22 protein-coding genes and 2 pseudogenes are annotated in these 24,813 nt (G+C 52.9%); 17 read left to right on the top strand and 7 right to left on the bottom strand.

Annotated elements, in window-relative coordinates:
* Positions 1–47: 47 nt before the first annotated feature.
* Positions 48–647: pseudogene (locus DXD39_RS02055) on the bottom strand (DUF4368 domain-containing protein); the annotation flags it as partial.
* 107 nt (positions 648–754) lie between these two features.
* Positions 755–2,590, bottom strand: coding sequence for a tetracycline resistance ribosomal protection protein Tet(W) (gene tet(W), locus DXD39_RS02050; protein WP_369832121.1), 1,836 nt, complete (start codon positions 2,588–2,590; stop codon positions 755–757).
* Positions 2,591–2,665: 75 nt separating this feature from the next.
* On the opposite strand from tet(W), the gene DXD39_RS02045 reads away from it, so the two are divergent.
* Entirely contained in the window at positions 2,666–3,748 is a 1,083-nt protein-coding gene (locus DXD39_RS02045; protein ID WP_158565395.1) for an IS1595 family transposase, read from the top strand.
* A 71-nt stretch (positions 3,749–3,819) separates the two neighbouring features.
* Here the strand turns inward: DXD39_RS02045 and DXD39_RS02040 are convergent, their stop codons facing one another.
* Positions 3,820–4,314, bottom strand: a complete 495-nt coding sequence (locus DXD39_RS02040; RefSeq protein ID WP_117802968.1) for a nucleotidyltransferase domain-containing protein — start codon at positions 4,312–4,314, stop codon at positions 3,820–3,822.
* An 84-nt stretch (positions 4,315–4,398) separates the two neighbouring features.
* Positions 4,399–4,512 (bottom strand): annotated as a pseudogene (locus DXD39_RS02035) (GTP-binding protein); the annotation flags it as partial.
* Between the two features lie 680 nt (positions 4,513–5,192).
* Here DXD39_RS02035 and DXD39_RS02025 point away from each other — a divergent pair.
* The 16 genes from DXD39_RS02025 to DXD39_RS01945 all read left to right on the top strand — a co-directional run bounded on the left by DXD39_RS02025 (position 5,193) and on the right by DXD39_RS01945 (position 20,641).
* Positions 5,193–5,843 (top strand): hypothetical protein, encoded by a 651-nt coding sequence (locus DXD39_RS02025; RefSeq protein ID WP_199572099.1) that lies wholly within the window; start codon positions 5,193–5,195, stop codon positions 5,841–5,843.
* 1 nt (position 5,844) lies between these two features.
* Positions 5,845–8,907 carry a type III restriction-modification system endonuclease gene (locus DXD39_RS02020; RefSeq protein ID WP_117802967.1) on the top strand — a complete coding sequence of 1,021 codons (3,063 nt, stop codon included), beginning with the start codon at positions 5,845–5,847 and terminating at the stop codon, positions 8,905–8,907.
* 2 nt (positions 8,908–8,909) lie between these two features.
* Positions 8,910–10,463 carry a hypothetical protein gene (locus DXD39_RS02015; protein ID WP_117802966.1) on the top strand — a complete coding sequence of 518 codons (1,554 nt, stop codon included), beginning with the start codon at positions 8,910–8,912 and terminating at the stop codon, positions 10,461–10,463.
* Positions 10,411–10,794, top strand: coding sequence for a GntR family transcriptional regulator (locus DXD39_RS02010; protein ID WP_015564335.1), 384 nt, complete (start codon positions 10,411–10,413; stop codon positions 10,792–10,794). Before DXD39_RS02015 ends, DXD39_RS02010 begins: the two co-directional genes overlap by 53 nt.
* Positions 10,787–11,647: an ABC transporter ATP-binding protein gene (locus tag DXD39_RS02005; protein ID WP_004611597.1), complete on the top strand. Its 861-nt coding sequence runs from the start codon at positions 10,787–10,789 to the stop codon at positions 11,645–11,647. The genes DXD39_RS02010 and DXD39_RS02005 overlap by 8 nt, the downstream gene beginning before the upstream one ends.
* On the top strand, positions 11,640–12,290 hold the full coding sequence (locus DXD39_RS02000) for an ABC-2 transporter permease (protein WP_015542934.1): 651 nt from the start codon (positions 11,640–11,642) through the stop codon (positions 12,288–12,290). Before DXD39_RS02005 ends, DXD39_RS02000 begins: the two co-directional genes overlap by 8 nt.
* Before the next feature lie 128 nt (positions 12,291–12,418).
* Positions 12,419–12,598 (top strand): cysteine-rich KTR domain-containing protein, encoded by a 180-nt coding sequence (locus tag DXD39_RS01995; protein ID WP_074021989.1) that lies wholly within the window; start codon positions 12,419–12,421, stop codon positions 12,596–12,598.
* A gap of 80 nt (positions 12,599–12,678) precedes the next feature.
* Positions 12,679–13,302, top strand: coding sequence for a VanZ family protein (locus DXD39_RS01990; RefSeq protein ID WP_025580950.1), 624 nt, complete (start codon positions 12,679–12,681; stop codon positions 13,300–13,302).
* 574 nt (positions 13,303–13,876) lie between these two features.
* A complete protein-coding gene (locus DXD39_RS01985; protein ID WP_071441246.1) occupies positions 13,877–14,134 on the top strand; it encodes a sugar ABC transporter permease in 258 nt (85 codons plus the stop codon).
* Between the two features lie 563 nt (positions 14,135–14,697).
* Positions 14,698–15,129 (top strand): sigma-70 family RNA polymerase sigma factor, encoded by a 432-nt coding sequence (locus DXD39_RS01980; RefSeq protein ID WP_015554803.1) that lies wholly within the window; start codon positions 14,698–14,700, stop codon positions 15,127–15,129.
* Positions 15,130–15,135: 6 nt separating this feature from the next.
* A complete protein-coding gene (locus DXD39_RS01975; protein ID WP_004611627.1) occupies positions 15,136–15,378 on the top strand; it encodes a helix-turn-helix domain-containing protein in 243 nt (80 codons plus the stop codon).
* Positions 15,379–15,811: 433 nt separating this feature from the next.
* The gene (locus tag DXD39_RS01965; protein WP_009296579.1) at positions 15,812–16,015 is read left to right on the top strand and encodes an excisionase; all 204 of its coding nucleotides are present in this window, start codon (positions 15,812–15,814) and stop codon (positions 16,013–16,015) included.
* A 79-nt stretch (positions 16,016–16,094) separates the two neighbouring features.
* Complete coding sequence (locus DXD39_RS01960) at positions 16,095–17,372, top strand: tyrosine-type recombinase/integrase (RefSeq protein ID WP_071441245.1); 1,278 nt, start codon at positions 16,095–16,097, stop codon at positions 17,370–17,372.
* A 496-nt stretch (positions 17,373–17,868) separates the two neighbouring features.
* Positions 17,869–18,384 carry a hypothetical protein gene (locus DXD39_RS01955; protein WP_158565393.1) on the top strand — a complete coding sequence of 172 codons (516 nt, stop codon included), beginning with the start codon at positions 17,869–17,871 and terminating at the stop codon, positions 18,382–18,384.
* Positions 18,368–18,670: a hypothetical protein gene (locus DXD39_RS01950; RefSeq protein WP_117802964.1), complete on the top strand. Its 303-nt coding sequence runs from the start codon at positions 18,368–18,370 to the stop codon at positions 18,668–18,670. The genes DXD39_RS01955 and DXD39_RS01950 overlap by 17 nt, the downstream gene beginning before the upstream one ends.
* 267 nt (positions 18,671–18,937) lie before the next feature.
* Entirely contained in the window at positions 18,938–20,641 is a 1,704-nt protein-coding gene (locus DXD39_RS01945; protein WP_117802963.1) for a DUF262 domain-containing protein, read from the top strand.
* Positions 20,642–20,670: 29 nt separating this feature from the next.
* Here DXD39_RS01945 and DXD39_RS01940 read toward each other — a convergent pair whose 3' ends face one another.
* From DXD39_RS01940 to DXD39_RS01930, 3 genes are all read right to left on the bottom strand, one after another.
* Positions 20,671–21,981: a hypothetical protein gene (locus DXD39_RS01940; RefSeq protein ID WP_117802962.1), complete on the bottom strand. Its 1,311-nt coding sequence runs from the start codon at positions 21,979–21,981 to the stop codon at positions 20,671–20,673.
* Between the two features lie 363 nt (positions 21,982–22,344).
* Entirely contained in the window at positions 22,345–23,079 is a 735-nt protein-coding gene (locus DXD39_RS01935) for a 3'-5' exonuclease (RefSeq protein WP_158565391.1), read from the bottom strand.
* 462 nt (positions 23,080–23,541) lie between these two features.
* Positions 23,542–24,153 carry an ATP-binding protein gene (locus tag DXD39_RS01930; RefSeq protein WP_233541078.1) on the bottom strand — a complete coding sequence of 204 codons (612 nt, stop codon included), beginning with the start codon at positions 24,151–24,153 and terminating at the stop codon, positions 23,542–23,544.
* Between the last annotated feature and the right edge of the window lie 660 nt (positions 24,154–24,813).

The raw sequence follows: 24,813 nt of genomic DNA, 5'->3' as shown, positions 1-24,813 counted from the left end.
TTGCCGTTCCTATCCGGCACTTAGGGCTGTGTCGGATAGGTCAGGCGTTAGGCTTCCGGCAAGTCTATCTTGCCGACAAAGCTGTAATAAATCTCAATGTCCTGCCTGCGGGTGCCGTTCTCGTCATAGCTGCACTCATGCACGACGATTTTCTCAATCATTTCCCGCAAGAGGGTGGGGGTCAATTCTTCAAAAGCAAGGTGCTTTCTCACAATCCCCATGAATTTCTCGGCGTTGACGGTGGCGGCCTGCGACTTGGAAAGTTCCTCCTGCAAAGCGGCAGCCCGGTCTTTCAGTTCCCGCTGCTCCTGCTCATAGTCCGCCGACAGCTCCATGAAACGCTCGTCGCTGATTTTGCCGCTTACATTGTCCTCATACAGCCGCTTGATAATGCGGTTCACTTCGGCAATGCGTGTCTGGGCCTGTTCAAGCTGCTTCGTGGCTGCGGCGGTCTTTCTCTTGCCGCCGATTTCGTTCTGCTGGATGAGCAGCTTTACAAAGCGGCTCTCATGCCTGGCGGCGTATTCCGTCACTTGCCGGAGATTGGAAAGCACGCCCGCCGTCAAAAGGTCGGTGCGGATAAAGTGTGCCGTACAGTCACGGGTACGCTTCTTGTAGCTGCCGCAGATATAACAGTCCTGCTTGCGGTTCTATTCGTCTGTTCCTGGTTCAAAATAGTTTCTCCTCTCTGATACTGATTTTATCAATGATATTTCGCAATAGCCAGCAATGAACGCTTGCATTGCGCAAGACGTTACATTATCTTCTGAAACATATAGCGCACCTTGTCCAGGCGGCTGTTTGGACGGCGGGGCTGGATGACTGGCTTGCCGACAGCGGCCTGATACCCTTTCAGTTCTGTAAGGCATACGCTCTGCCCGTTGGTGTAAAAGGCCAGATCAGTACGGTATGCCTGTATACAGCGGGCGGGAATCTCGCCAGTAAAGACAACTTCATCCTTTTTTACCTGGACCGTTTCGATGGTGGCACAGTATTTCGGTGCATCATGATAAGCCCTGGAAAGATATTCCCGGGGCGCATAGAGGGTGAAGGAGAGATAAGGTTCCAGCAGTTGCGTCCCTGATTCCTTCAATGCCTGTTCCAATACAATCGGGGCCAATGAGCGGAAGTCCGCCGGCGTGCTGACCGGACTGTAATAAAGCCCGTATTCAAAGCAAATCTTACAGTCCGTTACGTTCCAGCCGAACAAGCCCTGCTCCAGCCCGTAACGGATACCATCCCTGACAGCGTTTTGAAAACTCTGGTTCAAGTATCCCAGCGAAACCCGGCTCTCGTATTGTACACCGGAGCCAAGCGGGAGTGGTGTAACAGACAGTCCGATGGATGCCCAAAACGGGTTGGGCGGCACCTCGATATGGATGGTGTGGCTGGCTGCTTTGAGCGGCCGCTCCATATAAATGACGGTGGGTTCCTTTACCACTGTTTCAAGCTTGTATTTTTCCGACAGCAAAGCGGAAACAACCTCCAACTGCACCCGGCCCAAAAAAGAAAGAATGATCTCATGGGTGATGGAATCCACCTCGCAGCGCAAAAGCGGGTCAGTATCCGCAAGTTGCGTAAGAGCGTCCAGCAGCCGTTCTCTTTGCGCTGCCGTTTTCGGCGCAATCGACGTCCGCAGCATGGGGAGGGGGTCCTCACGCCACCTTTTACGAGGGAGCCGGGTTGGGTCCCCTAATACATCGTTTAACCTCACGCTGTCGCTGGGAAGGATAACAATTTCACCCGGATAAGCGGTGTCTGTCCGAACAATTTCCCCTTTGGATGGAATACGCATCTCTGTGATTTTCAGCTTTTCTCTCCCGGCCAGGGCCACCGTATCCCGCAGGCGCAGCGTTCCGCTGTATAGCCGTAGATAGACACGCCGCTGGCCGCAATCTGTATACTCCACCTTGAAAACGCTGCCGCATAGGGCGGCGCTCCCCTGTTCCCCAATCGGTTGGAACAGCCCTGTCACCGCATCCATCAACGGTTGAATGCCAAGGCCCTTTTTGGCGCTGCCATAATAGACCGGGAACAGGGAGGCGTCTTGAACCCGCCGCTGTTCCTCCCGCACAAGTTTTTCCCGGCTGATTGGTTCTCCTGCGATATACTTTTCCAATAATTTATCGTTATTTTCGATGACCGCATCCCATGCTTCTATGTCGGTATTTTCCTCCAGGACTATTTCCGGGGACAGCGACACCGTCTGCTTGATGATAATATCGGCGGAGAGCTTATCCCGAACAGACTGAACCACGCTCTGCAAATCAACGCCAGCCTGGTCGATCTTGTTGATAAAGATAACGGTGGGAATGTTCATTTTCCGCAGGGCATGGAACAGAATACGGGTCTGGGCCTGCACGCCATCTTTAGCGGAGATCACCAAGATGGCCCCATCTAAAACAGCCAAAGAGCGGTACACCTCCGCCAAAAAATCCATGTGGCCGGGCGTATCCACAATGTTGACTTTACATCTGTGCCACTGGAAGGAAGTGACTGCCGCTTGAATGGTAATCCCACGCTGCCGCTCCAAAAACATAGTGTCCGTCCTCGTTGTCCCTTTTTCGCGTTGTGTTAGACCACTTTGGATAAGTGTCCTGCACGCAGTACACGCGACGGGGCCCCGGTTGCGACAATTCCATCATCAGGAGAGATGGAGGTTGCAATGGAAGACGTGCTCACCCAGCTGACGAGGCAGTTCCTCCCGCAGATGACGGCTGCCGAGAAGAGCAGGGCCCTGAGATCGCTCAAGGCTCTGATAGACGCGGAGCTTTTCGACCTCGCGGCAAGCGAGGGGGCGGAAGACGATCCCGACAGAGCCTGCCCCTGGTGCGGCTCCCCGCATTACGTGAAGAGGGGGCGAGACGGGCGCGGCCGTCAGCGGTTCCTCTGCCGAGGGTGCGCCAGGACCTTCACCGACGCCACCATGCGCATCTTCTCCACCACCAAGCTCGACAGGTCGGCCTGGATGAGGTTCGCGGAGTGCCACGTGGACATGCTCCCGCTGCGCGAGTCGGCGGAAAAGTGCGGCGTGTGCCTCAAGACGGCGTTCTTCATGCGCCACAGGCTGCTCGAGGCCATGGCCAAGCGCATGCCCGCCTTCCGCGTGGAGGCCGGCGGCGGGGCCGAGCTCGACGAGTGCTTCTTCAGGGAGAGCTTCAAGGGGAACCGCTCCAGGTCGGAGTCCGGCGTGCCCAGAGGACCCCGCGCGAGGTCGCAGGGAACCGACGGGCACGAGAGGATATGCGTGCTCACCGGCATCAACGACGCCGGCGACATCTTCTACGAGATCGCGGGGAGGGGCGGCCTCGACGAGGCGGCAGCCAGGGAGCTGCTCGCCGACAAGCTCGCGGTCGGCGCGATAATCTCGACGGACCGTGCGCACGTGTACCGCCGCGTCCTGCCCGCCCTCGGCGTCGGCGAGCACATCGCCAGCAAGAGGGAGGAGCACGCCATCAACAGGGTGAACAGCCTCCACTCCCAGATGAGGCGCTTCATCGGCAGGTTCCGGGGCGTCTCCACGAGACGCCTCGAGAACTACCTCGCCTGGTTCAAGTGGACGTGGTGCTTCAAGGTCCGCAGGAGCGCGGACGAGCTCGCCGAGCTCATAGTGAGGCAGGCGGCCCGCGGCACGTACGAGAAGACCTGGCGCCAGTACAAGGTGACCCCCTATCCGTTCTACGAGTACTGGATCAAGCAGGCGAAATGGGACTCGCGTGCGCGGAGGGCCATATACGGCGTGGCGTGATGTCCAGGGCGGTCTGGCGCAGCGCATCTGCGGCAAGCGCTGAAGTCGTGCCCCGATGCAAAAAGCAACAGCTAGCGATATTCTTCGGGAACGTCGAAACCGTACTCACGGCATAGGAGCATGACATCGTGGACGTCGTGCTCGTCATGCTGATAGCCCAAGTGAAACAACAGCTGGCTTTCGGGGTCGATGCACGACACCTCCACCTCGCCGATGCGCCCCCTCCCCGAAAAGACCTCCCCGGGAAAACGATCTCCCTGAAACAGAATATCGCCATTCTCGGCGAAATCGAAGCAATGCAGGTCGACGATGCGCCCCGCCTCGTCTTGCCACACCGTGTGATCTTCGGTGGTGAAAGATGCAGCCACCTCGGAAAACCCCTCATCAGCAATTAGATCCACGAACCTTTGGCAATCCCCGCGCTGAACGAACAGGTCGATGTCGTTATGAGCCCTGGTCTCACGCCCGACAAGCGCATCGACGCCCCAGCCGCCATCAAGATATACGCCAATGCCCGCACCTGCGGAAAGGCCGATTATCCAACACGCATCATCCTTGGTGAACATAGGAGCTCCTTCGCTTTCGCCTGCTATTTAATCAAGAAAGATTATAGGAAAAGTCCCAGTATCCAAAGCGGTCTAACACAACGCTTTTTCGACGCTCCCCGGTTCTGAAATGGCTCCGCTGGCATATAGCAGGCTCTCCGTCAAGGTCGTCTTTCCAGCGTCTACATGGGCAAGAATTCCAATATTGATTATTTTCATGTGATTGTCCTCCCTTTACTGCCCCGAAGGGCATAAAAATCCCCAGCAGTAAAATACTTTTACCACTGGGGATGATAATTTGCGGACATACACATATGCAGCATACACCTGTTTGTGAGTGCTGTTTTTGGGGATATGTCAAAATTGATAAGGCAAAAGTATTCTTAAATTGGGTACAAAAAACTAAGCCCCTACAAAAAGGACTATCATAATCCTTTGTTCCCACTATTTGATTATAGTTTTATTTAAGAATACCTTGCCGCATATTTTTTACTCCTTTTCTGGACTTGAATTATTATATCACATCAGTTTTAGGAAAACAAGTATCTAAAAGAAATTTTTCTTCCCCTTATATGTAACAATCATACCGGCTTCCTAACGTTCAGAATGGTTTCTACTGTCTGCTGCGGTGTTTGGTTGGAATTGTCCAGCCAAAAGCCGATCCGTGGTGTTGTCTGCATTTTACTAAATACAAATTCAATGTATACAGAAAGAAATATATAAGGAGTGGGAGGGATTCCGCCGTAGTCGGCATTGTAGGAAAATCCAAAAGTTTAGATTTTCTCAAAATGCTTATCTTTTGGTCTTTGGTTCGGAATAGTGTAGTGCTGGCGGTCTATCTATTGTTTTCGGTTGCTTGCTTCTTTACCGTACATGAGCATTTAAGCACGGGTGATATTGTGCTTGATTTTTTCTCAGGCTCAGCATCGACCGCCCATGCCATGTTCCTGCAGGAGCTCGGAAAAGATGAACGCTATCAGTTTATCCTTGTCCAGCTTCCAGAGCCTTGTGACCCGAAACGCGACGCCTACAAGGACGGGTATGAGACTCTCTGCGACATAGGCGAAGGACGCATTCGCCGCGCAGGCGACAAAATCAAAACCGAGCTCGAGGAATCCAACCGTCAACTCAAGCTTGGCGAGGGACCCAAGCAGCTTCCCGACATCGGCTTCCGTGTGTTCGAGCTCGATGAGTCCGGCATTGAGAAGCCCGAGCCCGGTCAGCTCCTCTTCGACGTGGTCAAGCCCGATCGCTCCGATATGGATATCGTCTTCGAGATGATGCTCAAATGGGGCCTCGAGCTCACGCTGCCCGTCGAGAAGTCTGAAGCCGCGGGCTATCCCATCTGGTCCGTCGCTTGCGACGAGCTCGTCTGCTGCATGTCCCGAGGCCTCACCATTGAGGCGCTCGAGGCCATCGCCGACATGGAGCCCAGGCGCGTTCTCATCCTCGATTCCGTCCTCGACGACACCCTCAAGCTCAACGCCGTGCAGATCTTCAAGCACGCCGGCGAGCGCATGGGCTGTGAGATCGAATTGAGGACGGTCTAGCATGGCGGCGCTCGAGTTCAAGTTCTCATCCGACCAGCAGCACCAGCTGGAGGCCATCGAAGCAACCTGCGACCTGTTCCGCGGACAACAATTTATTGGCAGCGTATTCTCCGCCGATTCCGGCCGCAAAGGCCAGACGGCAATCGGCGAGCTCATGGTCGGCCACGGCAACGAGCTTCGCGTGGCGCCGGGCCAGCTCCTCGACAACCTGCACGCCGTGCAGGAGGAGGGCTGCCTCCCGGCAACCGACGTCCTCACCGATGGGCGCCTGCGAGACTTCACCGTCGAGATGGAGACCGGCACCGGCAAGACCTACGTCTACATCCGCTCCATCTACGAGCTAAACCGCCGCTACGGCATCACCAAGTTCGTTATCGTCGTGCCGAGCGTGGCCATCCGCGAGGGCGTCCTCAAGAGCCTCCAGACCACCCGCAGGCACTTCGAGACGCTCTACGACCGCACGCCGCTCGACTACTTCGTGTACGACTCGAAGGACATGGGGCCGGTGGGTAACTTCGCCACGTCGAGCTCCATCCAGGTCATGGTCATCAACATCGACGCGTTCAACAAGGGCCTCGAGAAGGATGGCACCGCGAAGGAGGGCAACCTCTTCCACCGTCCCAGCGAGAAGCTCACCGGCGGCTTCAGCCCTCGCGAGCTCGTGAGCGCCTGCAAGCCCGTCGTCATCATCGACGAGCCCCAGAGCGTCGACAACACCAAGCAGGCCAAGGCCGCCATCAAGAGCCTGAACCCGCTGTTCGTGCTGCGCTACTCGGCCACGCACAAGCAGGCCTACAACATGATCTACCGCCTCACGCCGGTCGACGCCTTCGAGCGCCACCTGGTGAAGGGCATCTGCGTGGACTCGATCAAGGCCGAGGCGAACCTCAACGGCGCGTACGTGAGGCTCGAGTCCGTCAAGTCCGACCCGTTCTCCGCCAAGGTGTCCATCGACGTGCGCCAGGCCGACGGCACGCAGAAGCGCAAGGCCGTCACGGTGAAGACCGGCAACGACCTCTACCAGAAGAGCGGCGAGAACAGCGACTACGAGAGCGGCTGGGTGGTCAACAACATCGGCGCCGCAGTGGGCGACGAGTTCATAGAGTTCCAGAACGGCGAGGTGCTCGAGCTCGGCGAGGCGCTGGGCGACGTCAACGAGGAGGTCGTCAAGCGCGCGCAGATCCGCCGCACCATCGAGGACCACCTGGCCCGCCAGTTCGAGCTGTGGCCGCGCGGCGTGAAGGTGCTCTCGCTCTTCTCCATCGACCGCGTCGACCGATACCGCGTCTACGAGCCCGAAGTCCACGGCGGCCTGTACGCCCTGATGTTTGAGGAGGAGTACGCAGGTGCCCTGAACTCGAAGGCGCCTCGTCGCATCGCAAAGGCGGCGGGGATCGGCAAGGGCACGTGGCTCGAGTGCTACGAAGCCGTCGGCGCCCCGCTGGTGCGCGACCCCCACGCCGTGCACCAGGGATACTTCGCCAAGGACAAGAAGGGCAAGTTCAAGGACTCCAAGGGAGCCGTCGGCACCGCCGACGACGCCGGGGCCTTCGAGCTCATCATGCAGAAGAAGGAGACGCTCATCTCCTTCCCGGACGGCAAGGACGCGGACAAGGACGTCTCGTTCGTCTTCAGCCACTCCGCGCTCAAGGAGGGCTGGGACAACCCCAACGTGTTCCAGATCTGCACGCTCGTCGAGACCAAGGACAACCTTACCAAGCGCCAGAAGATCGGCCGCGGCCTGCGCCTGTGCGTGAACCAGGACGGCGAGCGCCTGTACGACCCCGAGGCGAACGTGCTCACCGTCATTGCAAACGAGAGCTACGACGAGTTCGCCAACGGCCTGCAGAAGGAGCTCGAGGCCGATGACTTCAGGTTCGGCGTCATCACGCCGGAGAGCTTCACGAAGGTCACGGTCAAGAGCCCAGAGGGCGTCGAGGAGCGCCTGGGCTACGAGAAGTCGAAGCGGGTCTTCGACCACCTCGTCGCGACCGGCATGGTCGACGGCAAGGGCGCGGTGACGCCCGAGCTGAAGGCCGCGGCCGAGGAGGGCAAGGTCGAGCTTCCCGCCGAGCTCGAGCCGGCGAAGGAACAGGTCGAGGCGATCATCATCCACAAGTCCCAGAGGGTCCAGATCCGCGACAAGGCCAAGGAGGTCTCGGTCGAGCTGCAGAAGGACGTCACACTCGACCCTGCGTTCCAGGCCCTGTGGGACCGCATCCGCCAGCGCACGCGCTTCCAGGTGGAGGTCGACTCCGACAAGCTCATCGAGCGCTCCATCGAGGCGGTCGACGGCATGCTCGCCGTGCGCCCGCCCCAGGTGACGAGCGAGCGCGCCTCGCTGGGCATCGACGACGCGGGCGTGAGCGCCGAGGGCACGGGCACCTCCGTGGTCTCCGTTGCCGGCAAAGTGAAATACGATCTTCCCGACCCGATCGCGGAACTTCAGGACGCCGTCGGGCTCACCCGCGGCACCATCAAGGCGATTCTCGAGGGCTGCAGCCGCCTCGACGAGTTCGAGGTCGACCCCGCGACCTTCCTCGCGCAGGTCGGCGACAAGATCAACCGCGTGAAGAACGACCTCATCGCCCAGGGCATCAAGTACGTGCGCCTTCCCGAGGACGAGTGGTACACCATGCGCGACCTCGAGCTCGACGACTACACGGCCTATCTCGGGCAGAACGCATGGAAGCCGGATATGGCTGGCAAGAGCCTGTACAACTACGTGGTCTACGACTCGGCAGGGGTCGAGCGTTCCTTTGCCGAGGCGCTCGACAAGCAGGAGGAGGTGCTCGTGTTCGCGAAGCTCCCTTCGGCGTTCAAGATCGACACGCCGCTCGGCAGCTACAACCCCGACTGGGCGTATGTCGAGGAGTCCGACGGCGAGCGCCGTGTTTACTTCGTGACCGAGACCAAGGGCGGCAAGAACGGCGAGCCTGCCTTGCGCGACGCGGAGAAGATCAAGATCGGCTGCGCCAAGAAGCATTTCGAGGCGCTTGATCTTGGAAACGACTTCCACTACAACGTGCGCACAACGTACCAGTACGAGGCGGTGAAGGCTTAGAGATGCTTAATCAGCTCATTAACGTTGACTTGCATATACACTCAAAAGCGAGTGCATATAAAGAGCCGAAAGGTTTGGTTAGCGAATGCGATAGCGAGCACAGTCATGTGCTTTTATCCGCGCTCAGGGAAAACGACATTACGTTGTTCTCCATAACCGACCATAATCGTTTCGACGATCAGCTGTATGAGGCTTTGTATTCGAAAATCGAATCAGACCACCTCGGGCTGTCCCTGCTTGCTGGCGTTGAATTTGATGTTAAGTTCGAACCAGATCGCGACATCGCGCATGTTATAACGATTTTTGATGCGAAGTCGGCTGATGATCGGCTTCGTATCAAAAGGGCCATAGAAAAGAACTTGATTAAAGATAAGGGCGGCTATTACGACATCCCATCATTCGAGGCGCTTCTTAAGCAGATAAAACTGAATACGATCCTGATTGCTCATCAGCATTCAGGCTTCAATGGCAGCCAGAAAAAGAGATCGCTCGGCAGAGCGACCAATGGTTTAAACGCCTATAAGTTCGGATACATTGACGCGCTTGAATACAACAAACCCGTTGTCCAGGGGATCCTTCGAAGCGAGCTTTCCAATTTAGAGCTTCCGGCACGGATGGTGATTGGCAGCGACTGCCATCAATGGTCTTGCTATCCAAAGCATGATGAAGCGGCAGAAGCCAAGGAAGCCTTTTGCACTAAAATGCGAGCGCTGCCAACCTTCAAAGGCTTGCTGATGGCGCTTACGTCTCCGCATACGCGCTTGCGGGCAGGTGCCTACGACATGCGCCCCGATTACATTTCTGAGATCAAGCTATGTGGGGCTACCATCCCAATGAGTCCTGGGATTAACGTAATAATAGGTGAAAACGGAATAGGTAAATCGTCTCTGCTGACACTTCTGGCCGAGCAATCTCCGAAGCAAAAATGGGTGAAAACGCTCAAGAGCAGAACTGAGTTTTCCTGCAACAGACATCCGGATAAGGCAAACCTTAAATTCGTTTCGCAAGGTCAGCTTCAAGGTGATTACAACAAAAACGGCAAGGTGTTCGACGACAGTCTATTTGAGGAGGTCTCTAACAGCTCGTTCGAAGATGCGGTTCGCAATTTTTCTTCTAGTCTGAAATCAAGAATTGCGGCAAACATCAATGCTGCAACGAAGATGTCTGCTGTCGGAGAATCTGCGCTTACATTGCAGCCAAGCCTGGAAGGTACAACTTACTCATTCGTCGTTTCCTGCCCAGAAGACTTCACCAATGTGACAAACAAATGGACTGCACCCAACCAATCGTTGTCCACCATCACAACCAAGATCGACACCGAAATTGGAAGGGGATCCAACTACTACACCGATGAAGAGATAAAACACCTGCAAGAGGCAAAGCGCCAGCTTGAAATCGTATCCTCGAGAGTCAAGGATTCCTTCGAGGAAGTCAATTCGGAAGCGTTGGTTAAAGGTGTTATTATAAACAGCATAACAGTTAAAACACACGGAGGATGTAGCAATGAAACTGATTATTTCAAATGTATCTGGCATCCCCATATACGAGCAGATTAAACAGCAGATCAAGGCGGCTATTTTATCTGGCGAGCTTCAAGCCGAAGAAACTTTGCCCTCCCTTAGAACACTTGCCAAAGACTTAAAGATCAGCGTCTTAACAGTGACAAAGGCATACACAGAATTAGAGCAAGAGGGCTTTGTTAAAAATGTGCAGGGGCGTGGATGTTTCGTAATGGGGTCTGGTTCAGAACTGATTAAGGAGCAGCTTATTTGCAAAGTAGAAAACAATCTCACCGAAGCAATAAAAGCTGCAAGAATGGCAAATCTATCCACAGAGGAATTACATCGCCTTTTGGACATTTTAACGGAGGTAAAAACAGATGACTAATTATTTAGAGGTAACGAATCTTTCAAAATCTTTTGATTCTTTTCAGCTTCACAATATCAGCTTTACTTTGCCAAAGGGATATATTATGGGCTTGATTGGCCCGAATGGTTCTGGCAAAACAACGACAATCAAACTGATTTTGAATATGCTCAAGCGCACCGGTGGCACAGTCAAAGTGATGGGGCTGGATAATATCGCAGAAGAACAAAAAGTAAAATCAGAGCTGGGCGTTGTTTTCGATACAAATTATTTCAGTGATGATTGGAAAGTGTCGCAGGTTGAAAAATCCATTTCGGTATTTTATCCAAATTGGGACAGCCAGAAATTTGCGGATATGTTACGGAAATTTCACATTGCACCAACCAAAAAGGTAAAAGAACTTTCCAAAGGTATGCAGATGAAGTTAATGCTTGCCTGTGCGTTTTCATACGACGCCAAGCTGCTGATCCTCGACGAGCCGACCAGTGGACTTGATCCGGTTTCCAGAGATGAACTTTTGAAAATTCTTTCAGAGTATATTGAAGATGGCGAGCATAGTGTTTTGTTCTCCACCCATATCACAGGCGATTTGGAGCGTGCAGCCGATTATATTACCTACATCAGTTATGGCGAGCTGTACTTTACTGGCAGCAAAGATGATTTTGTAGATATGTTCCGCATTGTAAAAGGTGGAATTGAGGAACTGTCCGATGATCTGAAAAATAAGGCGGCTGGTATTCGTACATTCCCTACGGGATTTGAGGCTCTGATGAAAACCGAAGATATTAGCGGTTTCCCTAACCTGACCGTTGATCCTGCCACCATTGATGAAATTGTAGTGTTTACAAGCAAGAAAGGTGACGATTATGAGTAATATTTTGAAATCCACAAAATTAGATATTGCATTGGTAAAACCATATTTTAAGACGATTTGCTTTACCCTGCTCCTGCCGATTGTGTTTGCCGCAATCAATCGTTCTTTGCTGACAGGGGTATCATTTGCTATGTGCTTTATTGCCATGACGACGGGATATACCTTTTCCATCACAGAAAAAAACAGCATGGATCGTCTGTTTGGTATTTTACCTGTTCGTAAAAGCGAGCTTGTGATCGGACGCTATGTTTTTGTCCTTGCAATGGGGCTTCTTTCCTTGATTATTTCTTTGATTGCACAGCCGCTTGTCTTGAAAGTGCTGGGTGAAACAGTTGGCGTATTTGATATTGTAACTGCCGCTATTGCAGGAGTATTCTTATTTGCACTCTATACCGTGTTCCAGATTCCGGGATATTACAAGTACGGCTCAATCAAAGGACGGGTATTTATGTATATTCCAGTGGCCGGTTTTTTGGTGACTTTACTTCTTCTCTCTAAAATGCCAGCTATCGGGAACTCAATTATTTCAGTCGTTGAATCTTCTCCGATACTTCTCGTTTTCCTTGCGGTTTTTGCTATTGTCGTGATGTATGCGGTTTCAATCTTCTTGTCCATTCGGGTTATGAAGAATAAGGAAATGTGAGGTGATTGTATGGATTTCACAATTTTGGCAGTTGTGCTTTTGATTGGTGTTGGCGTTCCTATCCGTAATAAACTCATACGGAAATATCGGGATAAGAAAAAGAATGATCGCAATTCGGAGTGAACAATATGGAGAAAACAGAGTTCATCCGCTGCCCAGTCTGCGGGAATAAAACACGCGACAAAATTCGGGAAGATACCGTACTTAAAAATTTTCCTCTCTTTTGTCCAAAATGTAAAAGTGAATGTCTAATCGACATTGAACAATTAGACTTACGATTAGCATTATGGGAATACCGTCGTTACTAATGACAGTATTCTGTTTGCTTTATGAGAAAATGCTCAATGCTGGAATGGGCAATAAATTTGAATTTGACAAGGAGATAATAATGATACCAATTTCTGATATTCTCATCCGCTCAATTAGTGGGTATGTGTTTATGGTTCCAGTCTTCGTACTGTATTTCTTGTGGCTCAAAAAATTGGGGAGAACACAAAGTTTTCTCCATACCGCTGCAGTGTTTGTTTTTGGTTATTATTTATTCGGACTTTTGACCGTCACAGGCATCGGCTTTACAAGCACAATGACCTTTCGCCCGAACATTTCTTGGACTCCATTTATCGGTATGATAACTGGGCCAATTGATACCATTCTGAATATTATTCTGTTTGTCCCGTTGGGATTTTTCCTGCCGCTGCTGTACAAGAAATATCATCACATGAAGACGGTTGCATTGACTGGCTTTCTGTTTTCTTTGGCTGTTGAAATTGTCCAGATGTTTGGCTGGGGTTCTTCCGACATCAATGACTTGATGACAAATACCGCTGGAGCCTGTATTGGATTTTTAGTTTATTGTCTGCTGTCAAGAATCTTGCCTGCCAATCTGAAAAAGCAACTTCAATCCAGCCGTGTCAATGCTGTGGCTGAAGTACTTCTCTTTGCTATTTGCACATTTGCCATTATGGTCACGGCTCAGACTTGGTTTGTCCATGATGTGCTGAATGTTCCATAAATTGTATCGGAAACAATCGGTCTCAGATATAAAAAAATAGTGTCTTCTGTTTGACACACCTGCAGACCGATTTTTCCGTATTGAACTTAGTCGCGTCAACGAAGCCACTACCTATGGAATTTCAATCTTTTCCTTCCTGTTATGCTTGGACAGATTGAATAATTCTCTTTGTGTTATATCTATTATTTTTAGGTAATAGTCCACAACGGCTTCTAACATGAAGGTACAAAAAATAAAAGTTGATCCTCAATCAACCCTATTATTGTACTCTTCAATTCATACTTTTCGATCTCAATGGTAGTATGGTTAGATAGACATCTGTTGCCGCTATCCCTTGGTAAGTTACCCGTTCAGCTTACCTACAAATTTAGAATACAATAAATGGCATCATTTGAACAGACTATATTTTTGGGATGAACTGTTCTACTATGAGAGCTTCGGTCTGTTTGCTGTGCTGATTCTGGTACAGTTGGCGGCCACCGGCGCAGCAGCGTTCCGCTTTTACTACAAACAAAGAAAAGGCTGAATAGAAAATAGGTATCATCAATCAAAAATATCATTGGAGGTATAACTTATGGAAAAAGAAACAATGGGAACTGTAATTTCAGTTATAAAACAATGGTGGTTAAAAGTGAATCGTAAACCTGCCCGCGTTCATGCGATGGATGGCGCAGCCTTTCCGCATACTATCAAGGTCAAATATACGATAGACGGCAAAGATTACATCTGCCGAAAATGGATTGGCGCAGGAAACAAAGTCCCTGACAAGGGAACAACGATTAAAGTTATCTATTGTGAAGATAAGCCATCGAAAGCAAGAATTGAACTCTAATTCAAATTGAATGACTAACATGGTATGTTTTGTGGCCTTTGCGGCATGAAACATACCTGCATATTCAAACATCTGCCTCCACAGCGGGGAAAAGAAAAAAACCGCTGACGGGCAGAGGATTTCGTGCGCTTTCCTGTATCACTGACGGATACGGCGGTTTTGAGTAGATCAAGGCCGCCGTTTCTTTTTGCTTCGACGACCCCTGCACCGTGTTCTGGCATGGCGGCTTTAGGAGGGAGCCGCCATGCAACGAAAACTACTTCGACAAATTCCGACAGGGGTTAGCCTGTCAAAAAAAGCCGTCCCCCGGCAGCGGGGACAAGCGGCTGTGCGTATGTACTATACTATGTAGGAAAAGAACATATTGCTTTTTGTTTCGCCCAGCGGGTCTTTGATCTGCCGGGCGAATTTTGTTATTTCCTGCGGTCTGCTATCCGGCGCAAAAAGAAATTTCAAAAAAGTGAAAAAAGGAGGCGTTTAGCGGGCAGCCAGAGAGATTCCATTCGCTCTATTGGCGGAAAGGGAGAGAACCACCACATCCCCCATAGAAAGGGGGTGAGAAGATGGAAGCGATCCCCCGCAAATACGGTGAATGGGGCCAGTTTGACCGCTACTGCAAGCTGGTTCTGTACCATGAGGCGATAGATTATCTGCGGGAAATGAAGTGCCGCCGCGACCGTGAAGTGTCGCTGGACGCTCTTTCCCCGGCTGATTGGGACAAGCTCTCGACCGTAGATCGGTATTCCTGCGACAGCTTTACATTCAGTTCGCATGGCTATGACCTACATATCGACAACGAGCTTGTGGCCGAAGCGTTTGCCAGCCTGCCAAAAGACGAGCAGAGTATTTTGATTCTCCGCTTTGTTCTGGATTTGACTGACGAAGAAATTGGCCGCCTGATGGGAATGTCCCGCAGCGCAGTACAGCGCCACAGGACAAGCACCTTAAAAGACCTGCGTGTAAAATTGATGGCGTTCATGCCGGAGGGAGGTTAAACGCGGATGAAGCAATCCAGTTACAAGGGCAAAAGCCCTCTGCCTGATTTTGTGATCGACGCGGCCTGCGCCGGTAACGCCGAAGCCGTGGAGCGTGTCTTGCAGCATTATGACGGCTATATCAATAAGCTGTGTACCCGGACGCTCTATGACGGCAGCGGTCAGCCTCATATCTGCATTGACGAGTATATGAAGCGCCGATTGCAAATCAAGCTGATCCATTCCATCGTTAGTCCCATTGGCGACTGACGGTTAAGGCCCCGGCCATAGACAGGCGGCTTTCCCTTTCCCCGCCTGCCTGTTTTCCCGGCGGCCCCTTTGCTCCTTGACAAATACGCCCGCAGGACAATGGCGGCGCGTCATAGGGCAGACGGATACATTCTGTCTGCGCCGAGCCGGGCGGCAGGTGCGCCAAGAGGTTTTCCCTCATTGGGATAAGCGGAGCGATTTTACCGGGCCGTAAAGCAGGTGTGGCAGCCTGCGGGCGACGACGCGCAGACAGGACAATGATACTCCCTTGCCGTCGTAGTCCGAGCGTTTGAAGCGTCGCAGGCAACGAGCAGGGCCGCGTGAGAACCACGCAGGGGTGAGATTCCCGTGGAGCTGTGCCAGCAGCCGTCCGTTACTTTCTGCCCACTTTCACAACAATAACCTTTGTTTTGAAAAGAAAGGGGGCCATGTTATGAGTAATAACGATGTGCCTATTTGGGAAAAATACACGCTCACCATTGAGGAAGCGTCTAAATATTTTCGGATCGGGGAAAACAAACTGCGTCGGCTTGCCGAGGAAAACCCCACCGCTGGCTGGGTGATCCTGAACGGCAACCGCATCCAGATCAAACGGAAGCAGTTTGAAAAAATTATTGATTCCCTTGACACAATATAGTGAAAAAGGGCCTTGCTCGTGTTATAATAGGTTATAAGCGTGTCAAGGCTCTTTCCGTCATGGAAAGGAGCATGACGAAATGCCAAGAAAAGAACGAGATGAAAAAAGACGGGACAACAAAGGCCGCCTTTTGAAGTCTGGAGAGAGCCAGCGATCAGATGGAAGATACGCTTACAAATACATTGACACCTTTGGAGAAACCCAGTTTGTTTACTCATGGAAGTTAGTACCTACCGACAAAGTACCTGCCGGGAAACGGCCCTGTCTTTCCCTGCGCGAGAAGATCAAGCAGATACAGAAAGACCTTGACGACGGGATAGACACCATCGGCAAGAAAATGACCGTGTGCCAGCTTTATGAAAAGTACACCCGGCAGCGCGGGAATGTGCGGAAAGGAACCCAAAAGAGCCGCCAGCAGTTAATGAAACTTCTGTCCGAAGATAAGCTGGGCGCGGCCAGCATTGACAGCGTGAAGCTGTCCGACGCAAAAGAATGGGCCTTGCGTATGCAGGAAAAGGGCGTTGCCTACAACACCATCTGCAACAGCAAGCGTTCCTTAAAAGCCATCTTTTATATGGCCGTACAGGACGATTGCCTCCGCAAGAATCCTTTTGACTTCCAGATCAATGAGGTTATCAACGACGATACCGTACCAAAGGTGCCGCTTACCCCTACACAGGAAAACGAGCTTTTGGACTTCATGCAGAACGATCCTGTCTATGCCAAGTATTATGACGAGGTGGTGATCCTGCTGGAAACCGGGCTTCGTATTTCCGAACTCTGCGGCCTGACGCCAGCCGACCTGAATTTTGAGAAGCGCTTTGTGAATGTAGACCACCAGCTTTTGAGAAGCACCGAGGACGGCTACTATATCGAAGCGCCAAAAACAGAAAGCGGATTCCGTCAAGTGCCGATGAGCGCAGCCGCCTATGAAGCGTTTGAGCGCGTGTTGAAGAAGCGCAGGGACGGCAGGTGCATTAAGGTTGATGGTTATAAGGACTTCCTGTTCCTGAACCGGGATGGCCTGCCCAAAACCGCCGTCAACTATGACGCCATGTTCAAGTGCCTTGCCAAGAAGTACAACAAGTGCCACAAGGAGCCGCTGCCCGATGTGATGACGCCGCACACCATGCGGCATACATTCTGTACCAGAATGGCAAACGCGGGCATGAACCCCAAAGCATTGCAGTACATCATGGGACACGCCAACATTGTAATGACGCTGAACTATTACGCCCACGCTACTTTCCATTCCGCACAGGAGGAAATGGAACGGCTGCAAGCCAAGGCAAAAACCACCACAGAGGCCAAGCCGGAAACTGCGGCGGAAAACGCCGAGGAAACCAAGGCGGCATAAGTAGTACGCAGAATTTACTACTACTTTTACTACTTTTGAGAGTGAAAACATGAGGGGTAATAAAAAGATTTGTGAGGTTCTTCCGATATGAAAAGTGCCGGAAAAGCCCGAAGTAACGGGCTATACCGGCATATAAGAACATCTAAAGAGATAATTAGAAATCTATTAAATTATTATATCAAACTCCATCAAGGCCTACGATCAACGAACCGAACAACGTAGCAGCGAAGAAGATAACGAAAAGGCTGCTTATAAAAAGGCGAAGCGCTCTTTTGTTGACGACGTTGTTTGGCTTGCCCAACAAAGCAGTGTCGAAAAGAATCCGCCCGTCTTTCCGGTGCTAGACAATGGCGCAGGAGTTTCCCAAAAGCCGAGTCAAGGATTTAAGTTCGTTCGGCGTGCGAAGTATTCCGACTCTTCGGACCTCTTGGGCGATTTCCTCCAATGCTTCAACAAGGCGTACCAAAATATAGACAAACTGCTTTCAATCCAGTCTGTGGAAGATATAACTAGCGCGATACCAAGCTGTGCAAAGCCTTGGGAAACGTCATTCGATGCCATGGTCGATAAGTTCATAAAAGCCCAGGAATGCGTAACCGACACAATTATGGACGTCGAAAGCGCAAAGATGGGAAATACTCTTGGCGAGATGTCGTTAACGTACTACAGATACGCTACAAGCGCCCAGGCATCGCTATCTGTCTTCATGGCCGATCAGCCGGAGGATAACATCTCAAACAATAGAGTCAGTTCCTACCTAACAGATTATTTTAACGACCTCCGTTCTAGATCCCAGGTCGTCATTGTCACACACAGCCCTCTTCTCGTAGTCAACCAGGACGCTGATAATGTAATCGTTCTAAAGCAAGGGACAGATAAACCTTTAGATGTTTCTTTTGGTTGTCTCGAGTCGAACGACACAGGGGTGATTCTTGAAGAAGTTGCCGACATTATGGACGGCGGCAAAGAGGCCATACGCAAAAGGATGAGAGCATATGAAGCGATTGATTAAACTTGAGGGCATTGGCGGCGGCATTTCGATGCAGGTCGAAAGCAACGCTCCCACTGTGTTTCCGCTGGCGGATGACATAAAGGCAACGGAGTTGTTTAAGGCGCTCGATTTCCATCGAGGCTGCCAATACAAGGTTGAGTGTGGTGCTTCTGGTGAGCTTGCTCCTGGCGCCTTCGATGGTTTTTGCGGACTAATTGAAGATATAGTTCAAGGCATTAATAAGATTAGCGATTCATCCGATGAAACTGTCACCAAGCTTTCGAGTGAAGAGTCTATGCCTGACTAAAAGAACCTGACTCCATCATGCCTGAAGACATGACAGAAAGCTGTTTTTTTCAAGCGCGTTGATGAAACCGCCTTTGGTTCGAAACACTAAGAATGAAACGTTAAGCTCTCCCCATTCCAAAGATACTTGCGTTGTCGGCATCGGCAGCCGAGTTGGTTGCGTTCAACGTTACCGATGCTAAGGGTCTGGAGCATTAAGAGGCAAAGCGGTGTATTGACGAAATTGACCCGCCAACAATAACCGCAAAGGATAGATAGGTTTTTAAGGATGGATGCAGGAAAATCTACGATAAGTGGCGTGTTCAACGGATCGCGCCTGCTCGAAATACCCTTTTACCAAAGGGCGTACGTCTGGGGGGAAGAGCAATGGGAGCGTTTCCTCGGCGACATGGAGTTCGTCACCGCCTCGAAGCGACCCTATTTTCTTGGCTCCATCATTCTGAAGCAAGCCTCCTCCGGCAATACCTGGTCCGAGGTCTCCGAGGTTCGCACCGTCATCGACGGCCAGCAGCGCCTCACGACCATGGTCATCTTCTTCAAGGCACTCTGCGCGAAAATCGACGCCGACAGGCTGTTTGAGCGAGATTTCGTCCTGGAAACCGGCAAAGTCGCCTTGAGACATGGCAAGTACGACCGGGAGGATTTCGAGAAGGTCGTCAGCGCCGCAAGCTGCAAGCCCCTCGAGGGCTCCTCGGCCATCATCCTTGCCTACAATTACTTCCTCAAGAACATCGACCCAAAGAAAATCGACAGGAACACGATCAAGTCGAATGTCCAGTTCGTTTGCATCGACCTCACCGAAGGCGAGGACGAGCAGCAGATATTCGACACCATCAACTCGCTCGGGATGCGCCTGACGACGGCAGAGCTCCTCAAGAACTACTTCTTCAACTGCGAGAACGAGCAGGCGTTCAAGGAGTGCTGGGAAGACGTCTTCGAACCCACAGCGGAGAAGAGGGAGTATTGGGAGCAGGAAGTCGTGACCGGACGCATCAAGCGCACGCTCATCGACCTGTTCTTCGACGCATTCCTCCAGATCCTGGTTCAAGACAAGAATCGCGGCGTCACGACCGAGGACAAGCTCTTCTATTCGCGTACGTCTAACCTCTTCCAGTCCTACAAGGACTTCATCGGCAAGTACTGCAACGGCGACAAGGACGAGATACTCGACAGCATGAAGGCGTATGCCAAGGTGTTCGAGTCCACCTTTGACCCAAGCTGCTGCGACGCGGACATCCCCTCCGCCCCCGGCGTCAAGCGCCTGAACGTGCTGATATTCGGCCTCAAGAACTCAACGCTCATCCCATACGTGCTCTATGTTCGCAAGAACGCGGAGTCTCCGAACAAGGAGTCTGAGGTCTATGCCCTGCTTGAGAGCTACATCGTCCGCCGAATGCTGGTTCAGGCGACCACGAAGAACTACAACAAGCTGTTCACCTCGTTGATCCTGAACGAGGTGAAGGACGCGGAGGCACTAAGGAAAGCTCTCGGAGCCAATGACGAGGCGACGACGTGCATGCCCAGCGATGACGAGGTTCGGACGGCGTTCGAGAAATCGCACCTGTACAACATCCAGTCCAAGGGCGTCCTCTATCTGTTGGAAAGCGCCATACGCCCGGGCATGAGCAGCACGGCCCTACTCGGGTTCAACCAGTACACCCTCGAGCACATGATGCCCAAGAAGTGGCGCAACAAATGGGGAGCCCTAGACGAGGAGGCCGCGGCGCGAAGGGACAAGAAACTCCTCACGCTCGGCAACCTCGCCATCATCACGAATTCGCTCAACGCCTCCATCCGTGACGCCGATTGGACCACCAAGAAGCAAGGAAAGGGAAACAAGGACGGCCTTGTCCTTTGCGCCGCCGGCCTTGCGACAATGGCCGGCGCCTTGGAGAAAGAGTCTTGGGACGAGGACGACATCGCCGAACGCGCAGAATGGCTTGCGGACAAGGCGTTGGAGGTCTGGCGCTAAGCCCTACATGCGCCCCATCTCGAAGATATCTACACAATCACTTCCTCAGAATCATCGCCCGTCTCGGCATTCTCCTCTACCACCTTGAAAATTGTGGCGTTGTCGGGTCCGATGACAATCGTGTCAGCCTCATTGAAGGCGAAGTTTATCGTTTCGAGCTCCCCTTCATTTCGTTCGGCAATTTCTCGGACAACGTTTTCGTTTGAGACCACATCCTGCAGCTTTGCGCGCTTCTCAGAGATGTCCGCCTTCGCCTTAGCGCGCATGCGCATCGGGTTGAGGCGGTTCACGTTTTTTCCCGCTTTGCGGAGCAGCCCCAGGACAACATTCTCGACCTCACGGTCGTCTTCCGAGCGCTCAGCGATAGCGAGCGGTTTTCCTCCCACTTTGGAGATTTTCTCCGAAAGAGCGAGCCTCGCTTCCCCTCGAACGGAAGAAAACCCGTCCGCCATCCGTCTTGTTATCTGCCCGTCGGTTTCAATTCTCTGCCTCGTGTAGTCGCCCTCGAAACGCATGCCTATCTGCTGAGCCATAACGAAAAGCTGGAATGCCACGGCGGCTCGCGTTTCCATCGCGGAGAGCTTCTCCGCCTCCTCGGCTATCTTTTCCGCCGAGAGGCGCTTCCTTGCCCGCACCTCGGCTGAAAAGTCCTTCATGCACTCGAGTTCATAGTTCCACGCCTTGTTTGCCTCACGCTGTGCGTCCTCAATAATCTGCAGCGCGACTTGACGCTTCTCGGCGCTGGCGCCGTACTCCTGGCACTTGAGAGTAAGGCGATCAAGGGCGTCATATGCCGCTTTGAGCTCGGCATCGCGCTCGCGCTGCATATCTCGCTGAATCGCCTCGATGCCGGACTGAAGACCGTCAAGTTTCTCGTTTATCTGGTTCATATACGCCATGCCCACCGCCACCGCGGCACCCTGAAGCGCAAGGTTTGCCACCGCAGCGGGTTGAAGACCAGCCTGCTTGATACCAGCCATCTCGTTGAACTTACCGTCACTGCCAAAACTGGAAAGGAGCTTATAACCATCCCATTCGGGTGCCTTGCGTGAGCAGAGGTCCGCCCAGCCCACGCCCTCTGGGAACCTGACCATCGCCATGCCGATCTCGTTAACGCCCTGTGCGACGTTGGCGCCAAACGGTATGAGAGCATCTGCCGCGATAGCAGCCTTGCTTCCTACAGGAAGCCTAGCGGTCCTCACTGCAGAACCCTTGAGAGCCACCAACTCATTTTCGGATATCCTCGAGAGAGCTTGCTCCTGTGCGAGCGCGATGGCGGCAACGTCATTGGCGGATTCATCGGCCTCTTCGGTACCGAAGAGGCGGTCTAGGAAAGACATGAGGCAGCTCCTAATGGGACGGATGTAGTTGCGGTTATTATCCCACCGCCGTCGAGGTCAGAAGGCGGGAGAACGCATCGGCTCTCGTGGCGGCAGAGCGCGCGGCGAAGGTCAAACAAACGAGAGCGGTATCCATACCTGACACCAGGGTTAAGTCCATCTTGATGTCGGAGAGGGACCAAAGCTAATTAAGCCTACAGGTAGGGCAGCATGGAAATGGCAGGCAAATAAGATAACTGGCCCCGCAAGCCCACTAACAGCGCCTTCGGCGATTGAATCTCGGCACTATTCAGCCCATGAAAATGGCGTGCAAAAAGAATTTGGGCCCGATGACTTGAGTCAGAGTTCATTCCGGAGCCCTGCCTACCTCCCCTCTGCCTTCAGCTTCAGCAGCAGGTCTCCCAGCTCGGGGCACTTGCTGGAGAGGCACGTCTGGGCTTGCTCGCCCATCCCCCACCGTTGACGGATCTCCTGAGCGCGCGGGCTCACGCGGTAGTCCCCGTCCATCACTTGCTTGAGCAGCTTGGCAGTCACGCGCGCATCGGCTAGGACGCTGTGGGCGTGGCCCGTCGACTCGTCAAACTCGATGCCAAACCACGTCGCCGCGTCACTCAAAGAGACGCACCCGTGGCTGCCCACGTCCATGATCGAGGTGTAAAACGCCTGCAGGTCGGCCCAGTCCGTAGGAAATGCGGAAAGATCGATGTGCTTTGCCTGGCACTCGGTCAAAAGCTGTCGACGGTCCGCCCCGCTCCAGCAGACCACCTGGGCGGAGTAGCGGCCGATCCAATCGCTGAGCCTTTTGATCACCACATAGAGCGGATCGGCCATCGCGGTGTCCACAGCCGATATCCCCGTAAGCTCGCGGACGGGAAACGCAACGCCTTCGGTAAATTCCGTCTGCACAAACTGCGAGAACTCGCCCATAACGTTGCCGTGGTAATCGAGCTTGACGGCGCCGACCTCGATAATCTCATTGCGCAGCCCACGGCGCTGGCGTTGCTTTGGCACCAGCGCAAACTCAAAGTCCAGCACAATCTGGCGCGCAAAGTTCGTCGTATCGATAGCCGAGATACCCGGCGTCTTTTCAGCTGACACGGTTAGGGCCTTTCTCCGTTGCCTGCCGCTTGCTACATAGGCGGCTACATTGCCGTAAGGATAGGCGCCCGTGCGGACATGAAAGCGGGGCGCAATACCATGCGCCAAGCACACGCCATGCAAACGACCCCAAGAGAGTCGCCCGCTCTATTCAAATGCATGAAGAAGATTTAGGCCCGGTGACTTGAATCAGAGGTCATCCCGGGCCCATCAGAGCTCGTAGAGCTCTTGGTTGCTTTGGTCTCGCTCTTCACGGCGCTTATCGAACTTTCCGAGGCACTCAAGCAGCATTCGAAGCAAAACAAGAGGGGTCGACGCCGTTAAGGCATTGACCCCTTGAACTAAGTAACGGCGCTGCCCAGCTATCACCCTTGGGCTGCCGTCGACTTTATTCTATCCGCGAGTATCTGGTTTACCAAATGGATTTTCGGTAAAGGAAGCACGGCACGCCCCGCAAGACCACTACGCCCCAAGTGCCGCCATGGGGATCACCGCCACGCCGTCGTCGCGTGTGTAGGCAATGCTCCCCTTTCCAACCACGACCGCCAAAAACGCCGGCGCGGCATTCTGGGCGGCAGGATTGGAGAGCACTTTCCTCTCCAGCGCCTTGAGATTTCTCGCTCCATCGTCTGCTTTCGCATCACTCAGCTTGACCTCGATGGCTCCCCAGCGCCCGTCGTGCTCAACGATCAGATCGACCTCAAGGCCCTTCTCATCTCGGAAATAATGGACACTGTTGTCGACACCGCCGTAGGTGGAAAGGAACACGCGCACGTCGCGCAGAACGAGGTTCTCAAAGAGCATCCCTAGCGTTTGCATATCGCCAAGCAGCCGCTCAGGGGTAGCCCCCAGCAACGCCGCCGCAAGTGACGGGTCACAGAAGTAGCGCTTGGGGCGCACGCGAACGCGGGCCTTCGAGCGCATGGGCGGCTCCCATCCGCACAGGTCCTCGGTCAGCTTGAGCCTGTTGAAGAGGTCCAAGTACGAAGCGATGGTCCTCTCATCGGGGCCCGCCTCACCGTACGAGGCGTCCTTTATGAGCGTCTTGTACGTGACAGCCTGGCTCTCGTTCATGGCAAGAGCTCGCAAAAGGCCGTGTGCAAGCTCGGGCGATCATGCGATATACGAAATTACGCCATTCTCAATGCGGATTTTACGCTACTTCCAATGTAGTTTTTACGCCGTTGCGGATGTAGTTTTTACGCTATGTTCATTGAAGGTTTTACGCTTGGCATCCTTAGCGCGACGCTCGCTCAACCCCTGACCACCGGATTGTCCGAATTCCGGGATGCTGCCTCCGCTCCAAACAAAAGGCCCAGCTCGCGATGAGCTGCCTCCCATTTCTTGAACATTAGAAATGGGAGACTTTCCACCCCATGCCTCTATCGGAAACGGCATCCCGTCCTGAGCATCGAATCCGGGACGTAGTTTCCGCATGCGGCTTCGTTAGGAAAGCATGTTCTACTCTGAGCGCTCATTCCGGGGTGCAATTTCCGCCAGAGACGCCGCCGGGAAAGCACATCCCGGTTTGGAGCCGAAATCTGGGATGTAGTTTCCGCTTGAAGGGCGATCCGAAAAGCACGTCCCATTCCGAGTGGCAATTCCTGGTCACAGTTTCCGCAGATACAAGGCGACAGTCCGCCGCCCTTATCACATGCCTTCAAACATGCGATCCAGAAACACAAAACAGCAGATAGAATGCTCTTTTTTAAAAAAGTACACGTCCCTAAACTT

The organism is Collinsella sp. TM04-29 (genome assembly GCF_003466565.1).
Classification (GTDB): domain Bacteria; phylum Actinomycetota; class Coriobacteriia; order Coriobacteriales; family Coriobacteriaceae; genus Collinsella.
Note: the sequence above shows the minus strand (reverse complement) of the source record. Positions and strands in the feature narration are given on the sequence as shown.

Bases quoted from the DNA above. Each gene is read 5' to 3' on its own strand.
- DXD39_RS02045 (WP_158565395.1), top strand. From the start codon at position 2,666: ATGGAAGACGTGCTCACCCAGCTGACGAGGCAGTTCCTCCCGCAGATG.
- DXD39_RS02040 (WP_117802968.1), bottom strand. From the start codon at position 4,314: ATGTTCACCAAGGATGATGCGTGTTGGATAATCGGCCTTTCCGCAGGT.
- DXD39_RS02020 (WP_117802967.1), top strand. From the start codon at position 5,845: ATGGCGGCGCTCGAGTTCAAGTTCTCATCCGACCAGCAGCACCAGCTG.
- DXD39_RS02015 (WP_117802966.1), top strand. From the start codon at position 8,910: ATGCTTAATCAGCTCATTAACGTTGACTTGCATATACACTCAAAAGCG.
- DXD39_RS02010 (WP_015564335.1), top strand. From the start codon at position 10,411: ATGAAACTGATTATTTCAAATGTATCTGGCATCCCCATATACGAGCAG.
- DXD39_RS02005 (WP_004611597.1), top strand. From the start codon at position 10,787: ATGACTAATTATTTAGAGGTAACGAATCTTTCAAAATCTTTTGATTCT.
- DXD39_RS02000 (WP_015542934.1), top strand. From the start codon at position 11,640: ATGAGTAATATTTTGAAATCCACAAAATTAGATATTGCATTGGTAAAA.
- DXD39_RS01995 (WP_074021989.1), top strand. From the start codon at position 12,419: ATGGAGAAAACAGAGTTCATCCGCTGCCCAGTCTGCGGGAATAAAACA.
- DXD39_RS01990 (WP_025580950.1), top strand. From the start codon at position 12,679: ATGATACCAATTTCTGATATTCTCATCCGCTCAATTAGTGGGTATGTG.
- DXD39_RS01985 (WP_071441246.1), top strand. From the start codon at position 13,877: ATGGAAAAAGAAACAATGGGAACTGTAATTTCAGTTATAAAACAATGG.
- DXD39_RS01980 (WP_015554803.1), top strand. From the start codon at position 14,698: ATGGAAGCGATCCCCCGCAAATACGGTGAATGGGGCCAGTTTGACCGC.
- DXD39_RS01975 (WP_004611627.1), top strand. From the start codon at position 15,136: ATGAAGCAATCCAGTTACAAGGGCAAAAGCCCTCTGCCTGATTTTGTG.
- DXD39_RS01965 (WP_009296579.1), top strand. From the start codon at position 15,812: ATGAGTAATAACGATGTGCCTATTTGGGAAAAATACACGCTCACCATT.
- DXD39_RS01960 (WP_071441245.1), top strand. From the start codon at position 16,095: ATGCCAAGAAAAGAACGAGATGAAAAAAGACGGGACAACAAAGGCCGC.
- DXD39_RS01950 (WP_117802964.1), top strand. From the start codon at position 18,368: ATGAAGCGATTGATTAAACTTGAGGGCATTGGCGGCGGCATTTCGATG.
- DXD39_RS01945 (WP_117802963.1), top strand. From the start codon at position 18,938: ATGGATGCAGGAAAATCTACGATAAGTGGCGTGTTCAACGGATCGCGC.
- DXD39_RS01940 (WP_117802962.1), bottom strand. From the start codon at position 21,981: ATGTCTTTCCTAGACCGCCTCTTCGGTACCGAAGAGGCCGATGAATCC.
- DXD39_RS01930 (WP_233541078.1), bottom strand. From the start codon at position 24,153: ATGAACGAGAGCCAGGCTGTCACGTACAAGACGCTCATAAAGGACGCC.